Below are 18,245 nucleotides of genomic sequence, written 5' to 3'. Positions count from 1 at the left end.
CGTGCCCCGCGCGATCAGTCAGGCGAGCAATGGGTCTAGCGGTGCGTGGGGTTTCTCGGTCGCCCCTGGGGCCCGATGGGCTGACTTAGCGCGATCTCGATGGCACGCTCTCTGTCGACGCCCCTGTCGACGAGCTTCTTGACCCGAGTTTTCAATGTCCCCAACGGTATCCCGGAAATCTGAGCGTGGTAAGCCAGGGTACCCTTGCGCGGCGCATTTTTTGCCCGTTGCTGAACGTGCTGAAGATCCCTCATCGTCAATTTCATGGCCTTACCGAATATCCGCCTATGATACAGCCCGGCAACCTCAATGCGGCTGAGCAGTGTTCGACCGTAGATTAATTAAAGTTAGTTTGCCCCACATTACGCTTTGGATTAATTAACCCAGATTAAGAAAAGTGCTTAAAAAGTGCTACTTCCTGATGGTTACATAAGTGCCGACTGGCTAAAAAAAGCCGCACTGAATCTGGATATCGGCATAGATATCAAAATCTTGAGATCGACCTGGAGCGGAAATCGTAAAGCGGGGGAAGAGGGAAATGATCAGCGGGCGTTTTATCGCACTAATGGACAAAAAAATGCCCCGCCGGCTCGATCGCTACGATGGAGCCGGCGGGGCCAAAGATCGCGGTATCGCGACCATGAACCTCCGGGCACGCACACCAGGTGCGCTTGCCTCAATTCACCAAATCATGATGCTGGTTTTTGCACGCCGGAAATCAACATATGGTAGACATAACCCCCGGTCAACTACTATGGATATTAGGTTATCAGGATATCATGGGAGAGAGAAGACGGATTTTTCGTCGACTTTAGTGTTGCCGTGCAGGCGTCCCGACCCTATCCGCACCCGGTTGAATGCGCGGCACAGTCATCAAGGTTCACGTCGTTGGCAAAGGCCGACTCATCTCGCCGCTGCCTATCGCCGGCAGGTCACCGTGAACCATCGCCGCCCCTTCGCAATGCCAGGTATATCTAGCGGTTGCCGCACACCGGACAGGCAGGATCTCTGGGCAGCGCGAAATGACGCCACTCGCCTTCCAGCGCGTTGAATGTGGACAGCCCCTGGTGAGGCCGCCCCGCCCCCGTGATCAATTTCATCGCCTCCAGTGCCTGGAAGCTGCCGATCAAGCCGACCAGTGGTGAAATCACCCCGCTCTCGGCACAGGTGAGCGCCTCATCGTCGCCTTGCTCACCGTAGAGGCAGGCGTAGCACGGCGATTGGCGCTGCCGAGGATCAAAGACAGCCAACTGGCCGGAAAAGCGAATGGCCGCACCGCTCACCAGCGGCGTCCCGCTCTCGACGCAGGCACGATTGATGTCGAAGCGACTGGAGAATCGGTCGGTGCAGTCCAGCACGACATCGGCCAGGGCGACTTCCGCCATCAACGCCTCTCCGACGAGACGTGCTTCCAGAGCTCGTACGTCACATGCCGAGTTCAGGCCCCGCGCCGCTTCCGCCGCCGAGCACGCCTTGGACTGCCCCAGGCGCCCTTCCGTGTGGGCAACCTGACGCTGCAGGTTGGACAGCTCGACGATGTCGTCATCGGCAATGCTCAGACAACCCACGCCAGCTCCCGCCAGGTAGAGGGCCGCGGGAGATCCCAATCCACCGGCACCGATGATCAACACGCGGGAGGTCAGCAAACGCTCCTGCCCCACGATGTCGATCTCGTCGAGCATGATGTGACGGCTGTAGCGTAATAGTGCTTCGTCGTTCATGAACTTTCCTGGTCACGAAAGCTGCCGTTATCGGCCAGCCCTAGCCACGCATCATCGGTCGTCTTCCGGCAGGCAGTCGGGAATCGGCAACGCCAACTCCTCCTTGACCTCTTCCATGACCACGTAGCTCTTGGACTCCTTGACGCCGGGCAACGTCAGCACCACGTCGCCCAGCAGTTGTCGATAGGCAGACATTTCGGGAATACGGCATTTGAGAATGTAGTCGAACTGTCCGGAGACCAGATGGCACTCCTGGATCTGCGGCAGCTTGGCGACCGCCTTGCGAAACTCGTCGAATACCGATGGAGACTGCGTGTTGAGGCTGATCTCGACGAATACCAGCAGGTTGGCACGCAGGGCCCGAGGATCGAGAATGGCCTTGTACCCCCGGATGATACCGGAACGCTCGAGGCGCTTGACCCGCTCCAGGCAGGGTGTGGTCGACAGACCCACCTGCGACGCCAGATCCACGTAGGAAATACGGGCATTGTCCTGCAGGCAACGCAGTATGTTGAGATCGATCCGATCGAGAGTTCGAGATTTGGCTTTCATTGGTGTAATTGTTCCAAGCCGATGGATGAGAAGGGTTCCCTGAAAACACGCGGTCGACAGCGAAGCGCCACATCACGACTCGCGGTCTCGCTGCCGCTCACGGGGGCGTTATTACTATCACAGAGGCGTTACAAACCTCCAGCGAGCCCGGTCACCCTCGTTCAACGCTGACGGCCAACGCCGGCACTTCGAGTCAACCCCACTGGCCGCCGCTCACCCGCTCGTGGCCGGCCAGGTCGCGCCGCGACGCGACACCGCGGAAACCGCGATCAAGCAGCGCCTTTCGCACCGTGCCCGCCTGGCGATGACCATGCTCGACCCACAGCCACCCCGCCGGGCGCAAGTAGTCCGGCGCATGCTCGACCAGCCAGGCCAGATCCGACATCCCCGCAGCCTCCGCTACCAGTGCCGAGCGTGGCTCGAAACGGACGTCATCGAGCTGCAGATGCGGATCGTCTTCCGCGATATAAGGCGGGTTGGAGAGAATCAGGTCGAAGCGATGTCCCGAAAGCGCGGAAAACCAGTCGCTCTGGAGAAAGCGGGCGTTGGCTATCGCTAGCCGTTGGCCATTGCGCCGCGCCAGCGTCACCGCATCGGCCGAGAGATCGACGCCGGTCACCTGCCAGTCACGCCGTTCACTGGCAAAGGCCAGTGCGATGGCGCCGGTACCGGTGCCCAGATCGAGCAGCTCGCCGGCGGGCGTCGATGCCGCCTCGAGCGCCACCTCGACGAGACACTCGGTATCCGGCCTGGGGATCAGCGTCGCCGGCGACGTCTCGAGACTCAGCCCCCAGAACTCGCGCGATCCGACCAGATAGGCCACCGGCTCCCCCTCCTCCCGCCGGGCGATCAGGGCCTGGAACGCTTCCCGCTGCGCCGACGTCAGCTCACGATCGCCCCAGGTATAGAGCCAGGTCCGGTTGGCGGCGCAGACATGGGCCAGCAGCACCTCGGCGTCGAGCCGCGCCGTGGGTGATACCACCAGTTGCGCCGCCGCCTCGCGCAGGGCCTCGTCGATCGTCATCACTCGCCCTGCAGGGCCGCCAGTTGATCGGCCTGGTACTCGTTGACCAGCGGTCTGATCACTTCGTCGAGATCGCCGGCAACGACTTCACCCAGCTTGTAGATCGTCAGGTTGATCCGGTGGTCGGTGAGCCGCCCCTGGGGAAAGTTGTAGGTTCGGATCCGCTCGCTGCGATCGCCCGACCCCACCAGCGAGCGTCGGGTATCGGCCTGCTGCTGGCGCTGCGAGTCCACCGCGGCCTGCTTGAGTCGCGCCGCCAGTAGCGACATCGCCTTGGCCCGGTTCTTGTGCTGGCTGCGCTCCTCCTGACACTCGACCACCAGCCCGGTCGGCAGATGGGTGATGCGGATGGCGGAGTCCGTGGTGTTGACGTGCTGGCCGCCGGCACCGCTGGAGCGGAACGTATCGACGCGGAGATCGTTGGTGTTGATATCGACATCACCGACCTCGCTCGCCTCGGGCATGACCGCGACGGTACAAGCGGAGGTGTGGATACGCCCCTGGGATTCCGTGGCCGGGACGCGCTGTACCCGGTGCGCACCGGACTCGAACTTCAAGGACGCGTAGACGTTATCGCCCTTGACCCGCGCGATGATCTCCTTGTAGCCGCCCTGCTCGCCATGGCTGGCACTGACCACCTCGACCTTCCAGCCCTGGCGCTCGGCATAACGGGAATACATCCGAAACAGATCGCCGGCAAACAGCGCGGCTTCGTCGCCACCGGTGCCCGCGCGAACTTCCAGGAAGACGTTGCTGTCGTCATCCGGGTCCTTGGGCACCAGCAGGCGCTTGACCTCCTCCTCCAGCTCCTCGAGTTCCGCTCGGGACGAACGCCACTCCTCCTCGGCCATCTCGCGCATCTCCGGATCGCTGTCCTGGCGCATCTGGTCGGCCGCCTCGATGTCACCTTCCGTGCGGCGATAGGCGAGCCAGGCCCCGACCAGTGGCTCGAGCTCGGCATACTCGCGAGAGTAGTCCCGGAAGCGCGGTTGATCGGCGATCACCTCGGGCTCGGAAAGCAGCGCGGACAGCTCCTCGAAGCGGTCCTGGAAGGCGTCGAGTCGTTCGCGCAAAGACGCTTTCATGCCCATTCCTGTATTGTCATACCGAGTCCTGTGTCTTGGCGGGCCCCTCGATGAGCAGGTTATCGGCCGCCTGGATGATATCGTGACGTGACTGACCCGATGCTTCGCGCAGGCGCAGCGTCGGGCCATGCATCAATTTGTTGGCCAACTGGTGCGAGAGTCGCTTGATCACCGTTTCGGGATCCTCGCCGCGCGCCAGTTGCGCCAGCGCCTCCGCTTCGGAGTCGCGCCTGAGCGCCTCGCCGTGCTGACGATAACGCCGAATCAGGTCCCCGGCGCCGCGAACCCGGCGCTGATGCAGCCAGTGCTCGACGCCACTGTCGATCAGTGCCTCGGCCTGACGCGCGGCGACCTCGCGATGACGGCGATTTTCGGCGATCACCTGCTGCAGATCGTCGACGCTATAAAGGAAGACATCGTCGAGATCGCCTACCTCGGGTTCGATGTCCCGCGGAACCGCGATGTCGACCATGAAGATAGGCCGGTGACGGCGCACCTTGAGCGCGCGCTCGACCATGCCCTTGCCGAGGATCGGCAGTTCGCTGGCCGTGGATGCGATCACGATGTCCGCCTGCTCCAGCGCCTGCGGGATGGCACTGAGCTCGATCGCCCGTCCACCGCAGTCGTCGGCCAGCGCCTGGGCTCGTGCCAGGGTGCGATTGGCGACGGTCAGCCCCATGATGCCCGCCTCGCGAAGATGGCGCGCGACCAACTCGACCGTCTCCCCGGCGCCGATCAACAGAGCGCGGGCGCGACTGAAATCGTCGAAGATCCGGCTGGCCAGGCTGACCGCCGCGTAAGCGACCGAAACCGGGTTTTCGCCGATCGAAGTCTCGCTTCGGACCTGCTTGGCGATGGAGAACGTATGCTGGAAAAGACGCTCCAGCTCGCTGCCGAGTCCCGCATGCTGACGCGCGATCTGATAGGCATCCTTGAGCTGGCCGAGAATCTGCGGCTCGCCCAGCACCATCGAGTCTAGCCCGGCCGCCACCCGCATCAGATGTTTCGCGGCCTCGCCCTCGTGATAGTGATAGGCGCAGTTCAGCAACTCCTCGGCCGGCATGCCGTGGAATGCCCCCAACCACTCCAGCAATTGACGCTCACCTTCGGCTACGGTGATGCAGTACAACTCGGTCCGGTTGCAGGTGGAGAGCACTGCCGCCTCGCGCACGTCGGGCAGAGCCCGCAGCTGCGCCAGCGCGGACTCGAGCTGTGCCGGCGAGAAGGCGACACGCTCGCGCATGTCGACCGCGGCCGTCCTATGATTGATACCCAGTGCTAGCAGCGTCATGAAATCACGGTCACTTTCTTGCGTGGACCCGGCCCTCGCCCCTTCGTACATCATGCGGCGCGCCGGGATGGAACGCGACGGATGTCAGGTCGTCAGACGCCCCACCAATGTTCGCGACCGGCCAGTGGCCAAGACGCCGAGACATGCCAGCCGACGGCGGGCCCCCACCGGGGACCGTTCACACTATAGGCCGCGAGGCGCGTTGCTGCGTCGAGTGCGTTCAGGCAAGGCGCGGGACGCCGATAAGAGTCGCTTCCTTATCCCGTCACCCAACGAAGCCTGGGCGGACGCGACGCGCAGCCCCAAGGGGCAGGCCTATGTGTCACCCGTCGAGCGAAGCGGCGCCATTTTAGCACAACCGGAAGACGCTTAGCAGGCAATGAATCAGGCCCGCGTTGGCTCTCTCCGCGATTGACCCCGGCCCGCCAGCCGCTATGCTGGACCGACTGATCGATCTCGAGGACCGCATGCCTAAAAGTCTGTTATCCGCCGCTATCTGTGCGGTTCTGCTGGCTGGCTGCGAGAGCCTGTCGGGCGGTTCCGTGTCGCCGCCTGTCGATGACCCGTTAGCGACGGCACCGCCGGTCTCCAGCGGCTTCGATGCCGAAGGTCTCTCCCAGGTGCTGCTCTCCGAGATGGCTGGCCAACGCGGCGATTTTCATCGTGCCGCGGTGGGTTACCTGGCGGCTGCCGAGCGCTACCGCTCCGCCCCCCTGGCCGAGCGTGCCACCCTGGCCGCGCGCTATACCGACGACACGGCGCTGCTGAATGCCACGGCGGAGCGCTGGCAGCAACTGGCGCCTGAGGATACGGCCCCGGAAAAGCTGCTGTCGGGGATCGCGATAGATCGCGGCAACTGGCCGGCGGCCCTGCAGCACAGGCTGGAACTCGCCCGGGCGGGGGAAGACGCCCAACTGCTCGATCTGGCCGACCTGATGGTGGAGTCCCAAGCGGAATTGCCGCCGCTGATTGCGCAGTTGCGCGACTTCACCACCAACTTCCCGGACGATGCCGATGCCCAGATGGCAACGGCCCGGCTGGAGGCCGCCGACGGCCGGGTGGACGAGGCCCAGCAGCGTCTGAAACGCCTGACACGGCAACACGCCGAGCTACCCGAGCTCTGGCTGGCCCGATCCCAGATCGCCCTCGAAGCCGGCGACTACGCCCAGGCCGCAGCGACCGCAAGGCGTGGCCAGGAGCTCTCCCCCGATGACGACCGGTTCCTGCTGGCATTGGCCCAGGCCCAGATCGCCAGTGGCGACATCGCCGCCGCCGAAGGTCAGATCGATCAACTGTTGGCGCGGCACAACGCAACCCCGTCGCTGCGTATCGGCCTCGCCCAGCTCTATCTCGACGCGGGAGCGATCGAACCCGCCCGCCGGTTGCTGCTGCCGCTGCTCGACCGCGATGACACGCCACCGGCCACCTATCTGGTGCTGGGCAGCATTGCCGAGACCCAGGGCGAGATCGAAAACGCCCTTCTTTACTACCGCCAGGTACCCGTGGGCCCGGGTTTCCTCGATTCGCGTGCGCTGGCCACCCGTATGCTCACCGCCAACGGTCGCGCCGACGAGGCCCAGCAGTTCTTGCGTATCGAGATTCTGCGCCACCCCGGTCAACGCGTCGCGCTGACTCAGATCGGCCTGCAGGCTCTCGACAATGTCGATCGGACAGCGGCGGCAGATGCCCTGCTTGCCAGCAGCCTCGAGCAGGCCCCAGACGACGCCGACCTCCTCTACACTCGCGCCATGCGCGAGTTCGAACGCGGCAACGTCGAGACGATGATGAGCCAGATGCGTCAACTCATTGCCAGGCACCCGGACAACGCCGCTGCGCTCAACGCCCTGGGCTATACCCTGGCGACGACCACCGAGAACTACGACGAGGCGCAGGAACTCATCGAAAGGGCTCACGCCCTCGAGCCGCAGAGCCCCGCGATCCTCGACAGTCTGGGGTGGGTATATTTCAAACGCGGGGAGACCCGCAAGGCGCTGGGCTATCTGCGCCGCGCCTACGCCGGGCAACCCGATCAGGAGGTCGCCGCGCATCTCGCCGAAGTGCTGGTCGTACTCGACCATCAGCAAGAGGCCCGTGCCTTGGTGAAATCTGCGCTCGCCGACAGCGAAGTCCATCCGGATATCGACGCCCTGTTGACCCGCTATCCCCAGCTGGCCCCGCAGCCATAGGCCCCGGGGGGCGAGGTGGACGAACTCGCAGTTCGTGACGACCTGGCGCCCCTGTTATCGTATGCGCCCCGATATGCACGCCGGAATCATCCGCACCCGACAGGAATTTGCCATGTCTCCACGTCTTTTCGCCAATGCTCAGCCACGCTACCTGTCGCTCCCGTCTCGACGCTGGTGGCAGCCACTAGGGGTACTGCTTCTGCTAGCCTGGCTGGCCGGCTGCGCCGGACAGGCCCCGGCCCCGGACGTGCCGCGGCAGCCTGACGACTGGCAGCGGCAACAACAGGATCTGGCAGCGCTGGATACCTGGAAGGTCGTCGGCAAGGTCGGGCTACGTACCGCCGAAGAGAGCCGCAGTGCCAACCTGGACTGGTCCCAGGCGCCCGATCACTACCGCATGCTGATCAGCGGCCCCTTCGGTGCCGGGCGCAGCGTCCTCGAAGGCCGCCGGGGTGCCGTCACCCTGACCACCGGCGATGGTCGCTTCGAGGCGTCCTCGCCGGAAGCGCTGATGCAGCAACAGCTGGGTTGGTCGCTGCCGATATCGGCGCTGGACTACTGGGTGCGAGGACTCCCCGCGCCAGGCCGGCCCCATCAGCAGAGCGATGATGAACTCGGTTTCCCCAAGACCTTGAGCCAGGATGGCTGGACCATTCACTACCGGGACTGGACCTATGCCGATTCGCTGTGGCTGCCGAGCCGCCTGATCATGACCTACGATGACATCCGCGCCACGCTGGTGGTCAACCAGTGGCAACCGGGGAGCGGCAGCGACCAAGCGCCCGAACCGGCGGCGGACGGGTCGCCATGAGATCGCTGACGCTGCCCGCGCCGGCCAAGCTCAATCGGTTGCTGCGGATCACCGGGCGTCGCGAGGATGGCTATCACTCGCTGCAGACGCTGTTCCAGATCCTGGATCGCGGCGACACGCTGCGGTTCGAGACGCAGCCCCGGGGAACCGATATCGTCTTGTCGCCGGCACTCGCCGGCGTCGCCGAAGCGGACAACCTGATCGTTCGCGCCGCCCGCCGGCTTCAGCGCGAGACCGGCTGTCGGCAGGGCGCGGCCATCACCCTGGAGAAGCGCCTACCGATGGGTGGCGGACTGGGAGGCGGCAGCTCCAACGCCGCCACCACGCTACTGGCGCTCGACCGCCTCTGGGGTCTCGGGCTCGGGCTCGAGCGGCTGGCGACGCTGGGGCTGGAGCTGGGCGCCGATGTTCCGGTGTTCGTGCGGGGCCGCACCGCCTGGGCGGAGGGCGTTGGCGAGCGTTTGAGTGCCGTGGATCTCGAGCCCGCCTGGTTCGTCATCCTCCATCCTGGCGTGGAAATTTCCACGGCGGCGATTTTCGGCCACCCCGGTTTGACACGCGATAGCACGGTCATTAGTATGCGTCGCGCACTCGACGGGGCTGGCCCCGAAGCGGTGTGGCGCAACGACTGCGAGAGCATCGTGCGAGCGCTTCATCCCGAGGTCGATCGCGCGCTGGACTGGCTTGGCCAGTACGGCAACGCGATGCTGACGGGGACCGGCGCCTGCGTCTTCTGTCCGCTGGACGGCGAAACGCAGGCCGATCAGGTACTGCAGCAGGTCCCGGATGAATGGCAAGCCTTCAAGGCCCGCGGTTGCAATCCGTCGCCGCTGCACCAGGCGTTGGATCTTGCCGAAGGTTTGGGTCAGGCCCAAGCGTGACGTCTTCGCTCTGGAAACCGGTGACCTACGCGGTTTTCACCAGTCTTTTCAGACGAATGACGACTTCACGACTGGTTTTGCCCTCAAACCTAGCCAACGGTTTGCGCTTTTGCGCATAATGAGCGCGACCGATGATTGCTGGGGTATCGCCAAGTGGTAAGGCACTGGTTTCTGGTACCAGCATTCCCAGGTTCGAATCCTGGTACCCCAGCCACTTCCTGAATTTCGACAAGCCTGCAAACGGAAACCGGGACGCGATGGCCGCTCAGCCCACACGATTTCCCCACCGACGTTGCGGTTCTTTTCCCTGCCGTCTCGACGCGCGACTTCGACGCCGCCCCGCATCGCAAGCGGGCTGGCATGGTGTTTCGGCAACCTCTCGTCTCGTACGCTACCGGCAGTCTTGTCCCCCGTCCTGGCTTGAACCGAATGTCCCCTACTGACCTTCAACAGCTCCCAAAGGTGGCCGCGCGTGTCTAAATTGATGGTTTTTACCGGTAACGCCAATGTCGGACTCGCCTCCAAGGTAGCCGAGAGTCTCGATAACCGGCTCGGCCATGCCACGGTCGGCCAGTTCAGCGATGGCGAAATCGCTGTCGAGATCAACGAAAACGTGCGCGGTAAAGACGTCTTTATTCTCCAGTCGACCTGCGCGCCGACCAACGACAACCTGATGGAACTGATCCTGATGGTCGATGCGCTGCGCCGCGCCTCGGCAACGCGGATCACCGCGGTGGTGCCCTACTTCGGCTACGCCCGCCAGGATCGCCGCGTGCGCTCCGCTCGCGTGCCGATCTCGGCCAAGGTCGTGGCGGACATGATGGTCAAGGCCGGCGTCGACCGGGTCATGACCATGGACCTCCACGCCGACCAGATCCAGGGTTTCTTCGACGTGCCGGTGGACAACGTCTACGGCTCGCCGATCCTGCTCGACGACATCGAGCGCCAGAACTACGACGATCTGGTGGTGGTCTCCCCCGACGTGGGCGGTGTGGTGCGTGCTCGCGCCATCGCCAAGCAGCTCAACGTCGACCTGGCGATCATCGACAAGCGCCGCCCGCAGGCCAACCAGGCCCAGGTGATGCACATCATCGGCGACATTCAGGACCGCACCTGCGTGGTGGTCGACGACATGGTCGATACCGCCGGCACCCTGTGCAAGGCCGCCGAGGCGCTGAAGGCTCACGGCGCCCGTCGTGTGGTCGCGTACGCCACGCATCCGATCCTTTCCGGACCCGCCGTGGACAATATTAGTGGCTCGGTGCTTGACGAACTCGTCGTTGCCGATACCATACCGCTCTCCGAACCTGCACGTCGCAGCGGCAAGATCCGTCAACTGACGGTCGCCGGCCTGATTGCCGAAGCCATCCGGCGTGTCAGTAACGAAGAATCCGTCAGCGCGATGTTTCACTGATACTTCCCGACACCGGAAACGGGACGGAAACGAACAGCGAGGCACGCGTGGATACGTGGGCCACTGCCGTGATGGCGATGGTCCCTGCTGGAACGGCATCGTCTGGTCGCGGGCGATGCCGATTCCTTTACTTGACCACTAGAGGTGACAATCAATGTCCCATTACACCCTGACCGCCAATGTTCGTAAGGAGCTGGGGAAAGGTGCGAGCCGCCGCCTGCGCCGCAAGAACGAACAGGTCGCCGCCATCATCTACGGTGGCGAAGCCGCCCCGCAGCCGATCACCATCGACAAGCCGGCCTTCTACAAGGCGATCGAAGACGAAGCGTTCTTCTCCTCGGTCATCGACATGAAGGTCGACGGCAAGAGCGAGCAGGTCGTCATCCGTGACCTCCAGCGCCATCCGTACAAGGCACTGATCACTCATGCCGACTTCATGCGCGTCGATGCGACCCACGAGCTGACCCTGAACGTCCCGCTGCACTTCCTCAACGAAGAGAGCTGCAAGGGCGTCAAGGACGAAGGCGGCGTGATCCACGTGCTCAACAACGACGTCCAGATCAGCTGCCTGCCGTCCAAGCTGCCGGAGTACCTCGAAGTCGACGTCGCCAACCTGGGCCTCGGCGAGACCATCCACCTCTCCGACCTCAAGCTGCCGGAAGGTGTGACCCTGGTCGAGCTGACCCATGGCGAAGAGCACGATGCCGGCGTCGTCAGCGTGACGCACCCGACCGTGTCGCGCGACGACGAAGTCGCCGGTGAAGGCGTCGACGAAGATGGCGAGCCGAAAGGCGACGCATAATCTTGCGTCAAAGACCGGATAACAGGCAGTCGGCATGGTAGTGAAAGCGATCATTGGTCTCGGTAACCCGGGGCCGGAATACGAAGACACTCGCCACAATGCCGGCGCCTGGCTGGTCGAGCAACTCGCGAGGGACGCAGCGCAGACGCTGCGTCCCGAGCGCAAGTTTCTGGGTCTGTACGCCAAGATCCGTCTGAGCGGACATGACCTACATCTGCTCAACCCCACCACTTTCATGAATCGCAGCGGCGCCTCCGTGGCCGCGCTGTGCCAGTTCTTCAAGATCGCCCCTGACGAGCTTCTCGTCGCCCATGACGAACTCGATATCGCTCCCGGCTGCGCTCGTTACAAGACGGGTGGCGGACACGGCGGGCACAACGGTCTGCGCGACATCGTCAGCGCGCTGGGCAATACCAACGGTTTTCACCGCCTCCGTATCGGCATCGGCCATCCCGGCAGCGCCAAGCTGGTCACCAACTACGTGCTCGGGCGTCCCGGCAAGGCAGAGCGCCAGGCCATCGACGATGCGCTTCTCGAAACCGTGTACACCCTCCCCGACGCCCTCGACGGCCAATGGGCCAAGGCGATGAATCGCCTGCACAGCTTCAAGAGCTGAGCGATGAGAAAGAGAACGAAATAGGGCTGCCTCGGCATTCGAGAGCGTTGCTTCCGGGCGCGCAGCGCCGTTCTTTCCTCTTCCTTCTGCTGCGGCGTGCCGTAGAATAGCGAGCCTCTCTTTCAGCTTTCCTGCACATCAACTCGGATACATCCTATGGGTTTCAATTGCGGCATCGTCGGCCTACCCAACGTCGGCAAGTCGACGCTCTTCAACGCCTTGACGCGTTCCGGCATCGACGCCGAGAACTTCCCCTTCTGCACCATCGAGCCCAATACCGGTATCGTGCCGATGCCCGACCCGCGGCTCGACAAGCTGGCCGAGATCGTCAAGCCGGAAAAAGTGGTGCCGACCACCATGGAGTTCGTCGATATCGCCGGCCTGGTCGAGGGTGCCTCCAAGGGCGAGGGCCTGGGCAACCAGTTCCTGGCCAACATCCGCGAGACCGACGCCATCGCCCATGTGGTGCGCTGCTTCGATGACGACAACGTCATCCACGTCGCCAACCAGGTCGACCCCACCGCCGACATCGAGACCATCAACCTCGAGCTCGCGCTGGCCGATCTCGACGCGGTGGAGCGCTCGATCCAGCGTCTGGCCCGGGTGGTCAAGGGCGGCGACAAGGAGGCGATCGCCACCAAGGCGATCCTCGACCGCATCCAGCCCCATCTCGCCGAGGGTCAACCGCTACGCAGCTTCGGCCTGGACGAGGATGAACAGCGCCAGCTTCGCAGCTTCGGTTTCCTGACGCTCAAGCCGACCATGTACATCGCCAACGTCAACGAAGACGGCTTCGAGAACAACCCCCATCTCGATACGGTGCGCCGCATCGCCGCCAGCGAGAACGCCGTCGTGGTGCCGGTCTGCAACAAGCTGGAAGCGGAGATCGCCGAGCTCGAGGACGAGGAGCGCGCCATGTTCCTCGACGAGATGGGCATGGAGGAGCCCGGGCTCGATCGCGTCATTCGGGCCGGCTATGGCCTGCTGGGCCTGCAGACCTACTTCACCGCGGGCGTGAAGGAAGTTCGGGCGTGGACGGTCAAGGTCGGCGCCACCGCACCCCAGGCGGCGGGCGTGATCCACACCGACTTCGAGAAGGGTTTCATCCGCGCCGAAGTGGTCAGCTATGACGACTTCGTCGCCCTCGGCGGCGAGAACGGCGCCAAGGAAGCCGGCAAGTGGCGCCTGGAAGGCAAGGCCTACGTGGTCCAGGACGGCGACGTCATGCACTTCCGCTTCAACGTCTAGCCGGGGCCGCCCCCGAACTGGATATGGATTTCGAAAAGCGTTGACGTTTCATCGGGTTATGGTAGTATTCGCAACCGTTGTCGGGCGACTCGATTTGCCCTTCAGGCTACGTAGCTCAGCTGGTTAGAGCACATCACTCATAATGATGGGGTCCCCTGTTCGAATCAGGGCGTAGCCACCAGATATCACGACAAGGCCCGCCGTTCTCGCGATCGGCGGGCCTTGTCGTTTCCGGCTGGGCCGCGATCGGCCGACTCGTTCGAGCCGGCCGACGATGGCTTAGAGGGCGCGACGGCGACTCTCCTCGATATACGCCGCTCGCAGGCGCCGGGCCACCTCGCCGGGGCTTCCGTCGCCGACCGGGACCCCATCGATCGCGATGACCGGTGTCACGAACGAGGAGGCCGAGGTAACGAAGCACTCCCTGGCCTGCTGTGCCTCCTCGACGCTGAACGCCCGCTCCTCGAGCTGCAGCGACAGCGCCTCGGCGAGCGTCATGACGGCGGCCCGGGTAATGCCCGGCAAAATGGCGGATGAGAGCTCGCGGGTCACCAGGGTGGCGTCGTGCGTCAGCATCCACACATTGTTGGAAGCCCCTTCGGTCACCATGCCGTCCTCGACCAACCAGGCATCATCGGCCCCGGCCGCCTTCGCCGCCATCTTGGCCATGGCGGGATAGAGCAGTTGCACCGTCTTGATATCACGCCGTGCCCAGCGCCAGTCCGGCTGCGTGGCGACGCGGATACCCTCTCGGCCACTGCGGGCGTCGACCAGCGACTTGGCCTGGGTGAACAGCACCAGCGTGGGCTGGGTATCGGCGTCGGGGTAGTGAAAATCCCGGTCGCCGGCGCTGCCTCGGGTCAACTGGAGGTAGACCATCCCCTCGTCCAGCGCGTTGCGCCGGATCAACTCGCGGTGGATCGCCAGCAGCACCTCATCATCCCAAGGAAGCGCTATCTCGAGCGCGGCGGCCGAGCGTTTCAGGCGCCCCATGTGGCCGGGGAAGTCGATCAACTTGCCGCCCAGCACCGAAGAGACCTCGTAGACGCCATCGGCGAGCAGGAATCCCCGGTCGAAGATCGATACCCTGGCATCCCGCTCCGCGACGTACTCGCCATTCACGTACACCGTGCGCTGTGTCATCTCATCCATTCTCTTGTCTCGATCCTCGCGCGAAACGCCCCTTCAGCCCCACAGGCGCGGCGAAGCCGGGTGGATGCCCGCGACGTCGAAACGCATGCCAGGCTCGCGATCCCGGGCCAGCAGCAGCGGCCCGTCGAGATCGACCACGGCCGCCCCCTGGGCCACCAGCAATGCCGGTGCCATCGACAGCGACGACCCCACCATGCACCCCACCATCACCTCGAATCCCAGGGCCCGCGCCTCGCGCTTGAGCGCCAGAGCTTCGGTCAAACCACCGGTCTTGTCGAGCTTGATATTGATCATGTCGTAGCGCCCCATCAGCGCCGCCAGGGAGCTGCGGTCGTGACAGGCCTCGTCGGCACACACCGGCAACGGCCGCTCGATATCCGCCAGTGCCGCGTCATCCGCGGCAGGCAGCGGCTGCTCCACCATGTCGATTCCCAGCTCGAGCAGGGCCGGCGCCAGACGTTGGTAGGCCTCGCGATCCCAGCCCTCGTTGGCGTCGACGATGATCCGCGCATCCGGCGCTCCCTCGCGCACCGCTCGCAGCCGCTCGATATCGCCCTCCCCGCCCAGCTTCAGCTTCAACAGGGGGCGCGCGGCATGACGCCTCGCCTTGTCGCGCATCACCGCCGGGCTATCGAGCGAGAGCGTGAATGCCGTGATCTCGGCCACGGGTGCCGACAGCCCGGCGAGTTGCCAGACCGGCGTCCCGCTGCGCTTGGCCTCGAGATCCCAGAACGCGCAATCCACCGCATTGCGCGCCGCCCCGGCCGGCAGCCGGGCCTGCAGCGCCTCGCGATTCAGCCCGTTGGTCAGATCGTCCTGCAGCGATTCGATCTGCGCGATGACGCTCGCCACCGACTCGCCATAGTGCGCATAGGGTACGCACTCGCCGCGCCCGACATGAACGCCGTCGCTCAGGGTCGCCACCACGACCCGCGCGTCGGTGCGCGAGCCGCGGGAGATGGTGAACACCTCGGCGAGCGGGAAGACCTGCTCCTCGACGCTCAGTCTCAACATGCCGCCACCGCCTCCGCCAGTCGTTCGGCGCCCTGACGATAGGGGTCGACGCACGGCAGCCCCAGCCGCGACTCGAGCGTTTCGAGATAGCGATCCGCCTCGTCGGCCGGCATGGCGGCGGTGTTGACCGACACGCCGACGACCTGGCAAGCGGGATTCACCACCTGGGCCAGCGGCAGTGCGGTATCGCGCAGCTGTTCGAGCGTCGGCAGCGAATAATGGGGCAGGCCGCGCATGTGCGTGCGGGTGGGCTCGTGACACAGGATCAACGCATCGGGCTGGCCGCCGTGGATCAGCGCCAGCGTCACGCCGGAGTAGGAGGGATGAAACAGGCTGCCCTGCCCTTCGATGATGTCCCAGTGGTCTTCGTCGTTGTCCGGCGTCAGCCACTCGATCGAACCGGCCATGAAGTCGGCGACGACGGCATCCAGCGGCACGCCCTCGCCGGTGATCAGGATCCCGGTCTGGCCGGTGGCGCGGAAGCTCGACTTCACGCCGCGTTCGCGCAACGCGATATCCAGCGCCAGCGCCGTGTACATCTTGCCGATGGAGCAGTCCGTTCCCACCGCCAGGCAACGCTTGCCACGACGCGGCTTGCCGTCGCCGATCGGGTACTGGACCTGGGGCACGCGCACGTCGACGAGGCGCCCGCCATGCTCGCGCGCGGCCTCGACCAGCACCGGCTCGTCACGCAGCAGATTGTGCAGACCGGAAGCGATGTCCATCCCGGCGGCCAGCGCCTCCTCGAGCACCGCGATCCAGCTGCGGGAGATCACCCCGCCACGATTGGCCGCACCGATCACCAGCGTCTGGGCGCCCTGCGCCACCGCTTCTTCGATCGTCAGGTCGGGAAGTTTCATGTCCGCCTGGCAGCCCGGCAACCGATACTGACCCAACGCATATTCCGGACGCCAGTCACGGATGCCCTGCGCCACCTTGGCGGACAACGGGTCGGGCACATCGCCCAGAAAAAGCAGGTAAGGGGTCTTGAGCATGAGGGTTATCTCTATCCAATGTCTCGGGTGGTGCAACGTCTCGGGTGGTGGCACCGCGATCATGACGACGCCATTACATCATGGTTTCCGGCAAGAACAGGGAAATGGCGGGAAATGCCAACAGCAGTGCCAGCACGATCAGGTCACACAGCACGAATGGCCAGACCCCGGCAAACACCTCGTTGATCTTGACGCCCTTGCCGGCCGCGCCCGCCAGCGCGAAGGCGTTGAGTCCCACGGGCGGGGTCACGCCGGCGATCTCGCACATTTTCATCGCGATAACGCAGAACCATACCGGGTGATAGCCCAGCTCCACAACGATCGGAAACACGATCGGCAGCGTCAGCGCAAAGGCGGCGGCCGGCACCACGACCATTCCCATCAGAAACCAGATGAGCAGGATCAGGCCCAGCACCATCCACGAGGGCACGTCCCAGGAGACCATGAAACTGGATATCTCGAACGGGATGCGTGTCAGGCCCAGGAAGCGACTGAAGAACAGCGCCGCGATGATGATGAAGAACAGCGTCGTGGTGATGCCCGCCGACTCGCGCAGCGCCCCGCGCAGTTTCGGCATCGAGCGCAACGGGCCGCCGGCCAGGCCGAGCAGCAGCGCCCCGAGCGCGCCAATGGCACCCGCTTCGGTCGCCGTGAACAGGCCGCTGTACATGCCGCCAATGACCACACCGCCGAGCGCGAGTATCTGCCACAGGTCCCGCACGCCACGTACTCGGTCACGCACCGTCACCTCGCGCTCCTCGGCATCGATCGGCGCCAGCTGCGGATGGCGTTTGGCGCGCCACACGATCGAGAGCGTATAGACGACCGCGGTCAGAATGCCCGGGAGAATGCCCGCCATGAACAGCTGGCCGACCGAGACGCCGGTAAAGATCGAGAACAAGATGAACATGCCGCTGGGCGGGATCATCGCCGCCAACGATCCGGAACAGGCGATACTGCCCAGCGCGAAGCGCTTGTCGTAGCCGTAACGTCGCATCTCGGGATAGGCGATACGACCGAACACGCTGGCGGTGGCCAGCGAAGAGCCGCAGACCGTGGAAAAGGCCGCGCTACCGAACGCCGTGGCCACCGCCAGCGACCCCGGCACCCTCGCCGCCAGCCGGTGGATCCCCTTGTAGGCCTGCTCGGCAAAACCACTGGCCGCCGCCAGCGCCCCCATCAGCACGAACAGCGGCAAGACGGTAAAGGTCGGTGAGGCGATCGCCGTATACATGGTGTCGCCCAGCAACGATGACGCGCTGGACGGCGTCAGCAGCGTGGCGATACCGATGAAACCGACCAGCAGGAAGTTGATGGCCAGCGGCACACCCATGACCAACAGCAGCAGCAACACCGCAATGCCGCCGATACCTATCAGCGTGAAATCCATGATCATATCCGTATTCAGAATAAGACTGTCGAGAGACCGTCCGGCGATGCCGGTCGAATCGTC

Annotated in this window: 16 protein-coding genes and 2 tRNA genes; 9 read left to right on the top strand and 9 right to left on the bottom strand. The window is 64.4% G+C overall.

Going from position 1 to position 18,245, the window contains the following annotated elements; translation table 11 throughout:
• Positions 1-974 precede the first annotated feature (974 nt).
• The 5 genes from DOM56_RS17515 to hemA all read right to left on the bottom strand — a co-directional run bounded on the left by DOM56_RS17515 (position 975) and on the right by hemA (position 5,673).
• Positions 975-1,721 (bottom strand): HesA/MoeB/ThiF family protein, encoded by a 747-nt coding sequence (locus tag DOM56_RS17515; protein ID WP_110710316.1) that lies wholly within the window; start codon positions 1,719-1,721, stop codon positions 975-977.
• A gap of 51 nt (positions 1,722-1,772) precedes the next feature.
• Positions 1,773-2,273, bottom strand: coding sequence for an Lrp/AsnC ligand binding domain-containing protein (locus DOM56_RS17510; RefSeq protein WP_110710315.1), 501 nt, complete (start codon positions 2,271-2,273; stop codon positions 1,773-1,775).
• A 193-nt stretch (positions 2,274-2,466) separates the two neighbouring features.
• The gene (prmC, locus tag DOM56_RS17505) at positions 2,467-3,297 is read right to left on the bottom strand and encodes a peptide chain release factor N(5)-glutamine methyltransferase (RefSeq protein ID WP_110710314.1); all 831 of its coding nucleotides are present in this window, start codon (positions 3,295-3,297) and stop codon (positions 2,467-2,469) included.
• Positions 3,297-4,382 carry a peptide chain release factor 1 gene (gene prfA, locus DOM56_RS17500; RefSeq protein WP_110710313.1) on the bottom strand — a complete coding sequence of 362 codons (1,086 nt, stop codon included), beginning with the start codon at positions 4,380-4,382 and terminating at the stop codon, positions 3,297-3,299. Before prfA ends, prmC begins: the two co-directional genes overlap by 1 nt.
• 16 nt (positions 4,383-4,398) lie before the next feature.
• The gene (gene hemA, locus DOM56_RS17495) at positions 4,399-5,673 is read right to left on the bottom strand and encodes a glutamyl-tRNA reductase (RefSeq protein ID WP_110600244.1); all 1,275 of its coding nucleotides are present in this window, start codon (positions 5,671-5,673) and stop codon (positions 4,399-4,401) included.
• Between the two features lie 467 nt (positions 5,674-6,140).
• Here hemA and DOM56_RS17490 point away from each other — a divergent pair, with 467 nt between their 5' ends.
• The 9 genes from DOM56_RS17490 (at position 6,141) to DOM56_RS17450 (ending at position 13,812) form a co-directional block, all read left to right on the top strand.
• Entirely contained in the window at positions 6,141-7,859 is a 1,719-nt protein-coding gene (locus DOM56_RS17490) for a tetratricopeptide repeat protein (RefSeq protein WP_110710379.1), read from the top strand.
• A gap of 112 nt (positions 7,860-7,971) precedes the next feature.
• On the top strand, positions 7,972-8,670 hold the full coding sequence (lolB, locus tag DOM56_RS17485) for a lipoprotein insertase outer membrane protein LolB (protein WP_110710312.1): 699 nt from the start codon (positions 7,972-7,974) through the stop codon (positions 8,668-8,670).
• Entirely contained in the window at positions 8,667-9,551 is an 885-nt protein-coding gene (gene ispE / locus DOM56_RS17480; protein ID WP_110710311.1) for a 4-(cytidine 5'-diphospho)-2-C-methyl-D-erythritol kinase, read from the top strand. The genes lolB and ispE overlap by 4 nt, the downstream gene beginning before the upstream one ends.
• A gap of 139 nt (positions 9,552-9,690) precedes the next feature.
• Positions 9,691-9,765, top strand: a tRNA-Gln gene (locus tag DOM56_RS17475).
• A 258-nt stretch (positions 9,766-10,023) separates the two neighbouring features.
• Positions 10,024-10,965 carry a ribose-phosphate pyrophosphokinase gene (locus DOM56_RS17470; protein ID WP_198655830.1) on the top strand — a complete coding sequence of 314 codons (942 nt, stop codon included), beginning with the start codon at positions 10,024-10,026 and terminating at the stop codon, positions 10,963-10,965.
• A 154-nt stretch (positions 10,966-11,119) separates the two neighbouring features.
• A complete protein-coding gene (locus tag DOM56_RS17465; protein ID WP_110710310.1) occupies positions 11,120-11,767 on the top strand; it encodes a 50S ribosomal protein L25/general stress protein Ctc in 648 nt (215 codons plus the stop codon).
• A 34-nt stretch (positions 11,768-11,801) separates the two neighbouring features.
• On the top strand, positions 11,802-12,383 hold the full coding sequence (gene pth, locus DOM56_RS17460) for an aminoacyl-tRNA hydrolase (RefSeq protein WP_110710309.1): 582 nt from the start codon (positions 11,802-11,804) through the stop codon (positions 12,381-12,383).
• Between the two features lie 156 nt (positions 12,384-12,539).
• Positions 12,540-13,631 carry a redox-regulated ATPase YchF gene (gene ychF, locus DOM56_RS17455; RefSeq protein WP_110710308.1) on the top strand — a complete coding sequence of 364 codons (1,092 nt, stop codon included), beginning with the start codon at positions 12,540-12,542 and terminating at the stop codon, positions 13,629-13,631.
• A gap of 104 nt (positions 13,632-13,735) precedes the next feature.
• Positions 13,736-13,812, top strand: a tRNA-Met gene (locus DOM56_RS17450).
• 98 nt (positions 13,813-13,910) lie between these two features.
• Here the strand turns inward: DOM56_RS17450 and DOM56_RS17445 are convergent.
• The 4 genes from DOM56_RS17445 to DOM56_RS17430 form a co-directional block, all read right to left on the bottom strand.
• Positions 13,911-14,783 carry a D-amino-acid transaminase gene (locus tag DOM56_RS17445; RefSeq protein WP_232822352.1) on the bottom strand — a complete coding sequence of 291 codons (873 nt, stop codon included), beginning with the start codon at positions 14,781-14,783 and terminating at the stop codon, positions 13,911-13,913.
• 33 nt (positions 14,784-14,816) lie between these two features.
• Positions 14,817-15,797, bottom strand: a complete 981-nt coding sequence (dgcA, locus tag DOM56_RS17440; RefSeq protein WP_198655829.1) for an N-acetyl-D-Glu racemase DgcA — start codon at positions 15,795-15,797, stop codon at positions 14,817-14,819.
• Entirely contained in the window at positions 15,791-16,792 is a 1,002-nt protein-coding gene (gene dgcN / locus DOM56_RS17435; protein WP_110710307.1) for an N-acetyltransferase DgcN, read from the bottom strand. The genes dgcA and dgcN overlap by 7 nt, the downstream gene beginning before the upstream one ends.
• A gap of 73 nt (positions 16,793-16,865) precedes the next feature.
• The gene (locus DOM56_RS17430) at positions 16,866-18,182 is read right to left on the bottom strand and encodes a TRAP transporter large permease (RefSeq protein ID WP_157958275.1); all 1,317 of its coding nucleotides are present in this window, start codon (positions 18,180-18,182) and stop codon (positions 16,866-16,868) included.
• Between the last annotated feature and the right edge of the window lie 63 nt (positions 18,183-18,245).

Origin of the sequence: Salinicola sp. CR57 (assembly GCF_003206585.1) — a bacterium.
In the GTDB taxonomy this organism is placed as follows: Bacteria; Pseudomonadota; Gammaproteobacteria; order Pseudomonadales; family Halomonadaceae; genus Salinicola; species Salinicola lusitanus.
This window is presented reverse-complemented; position numbering and strand designations above follow the sequence as displayed.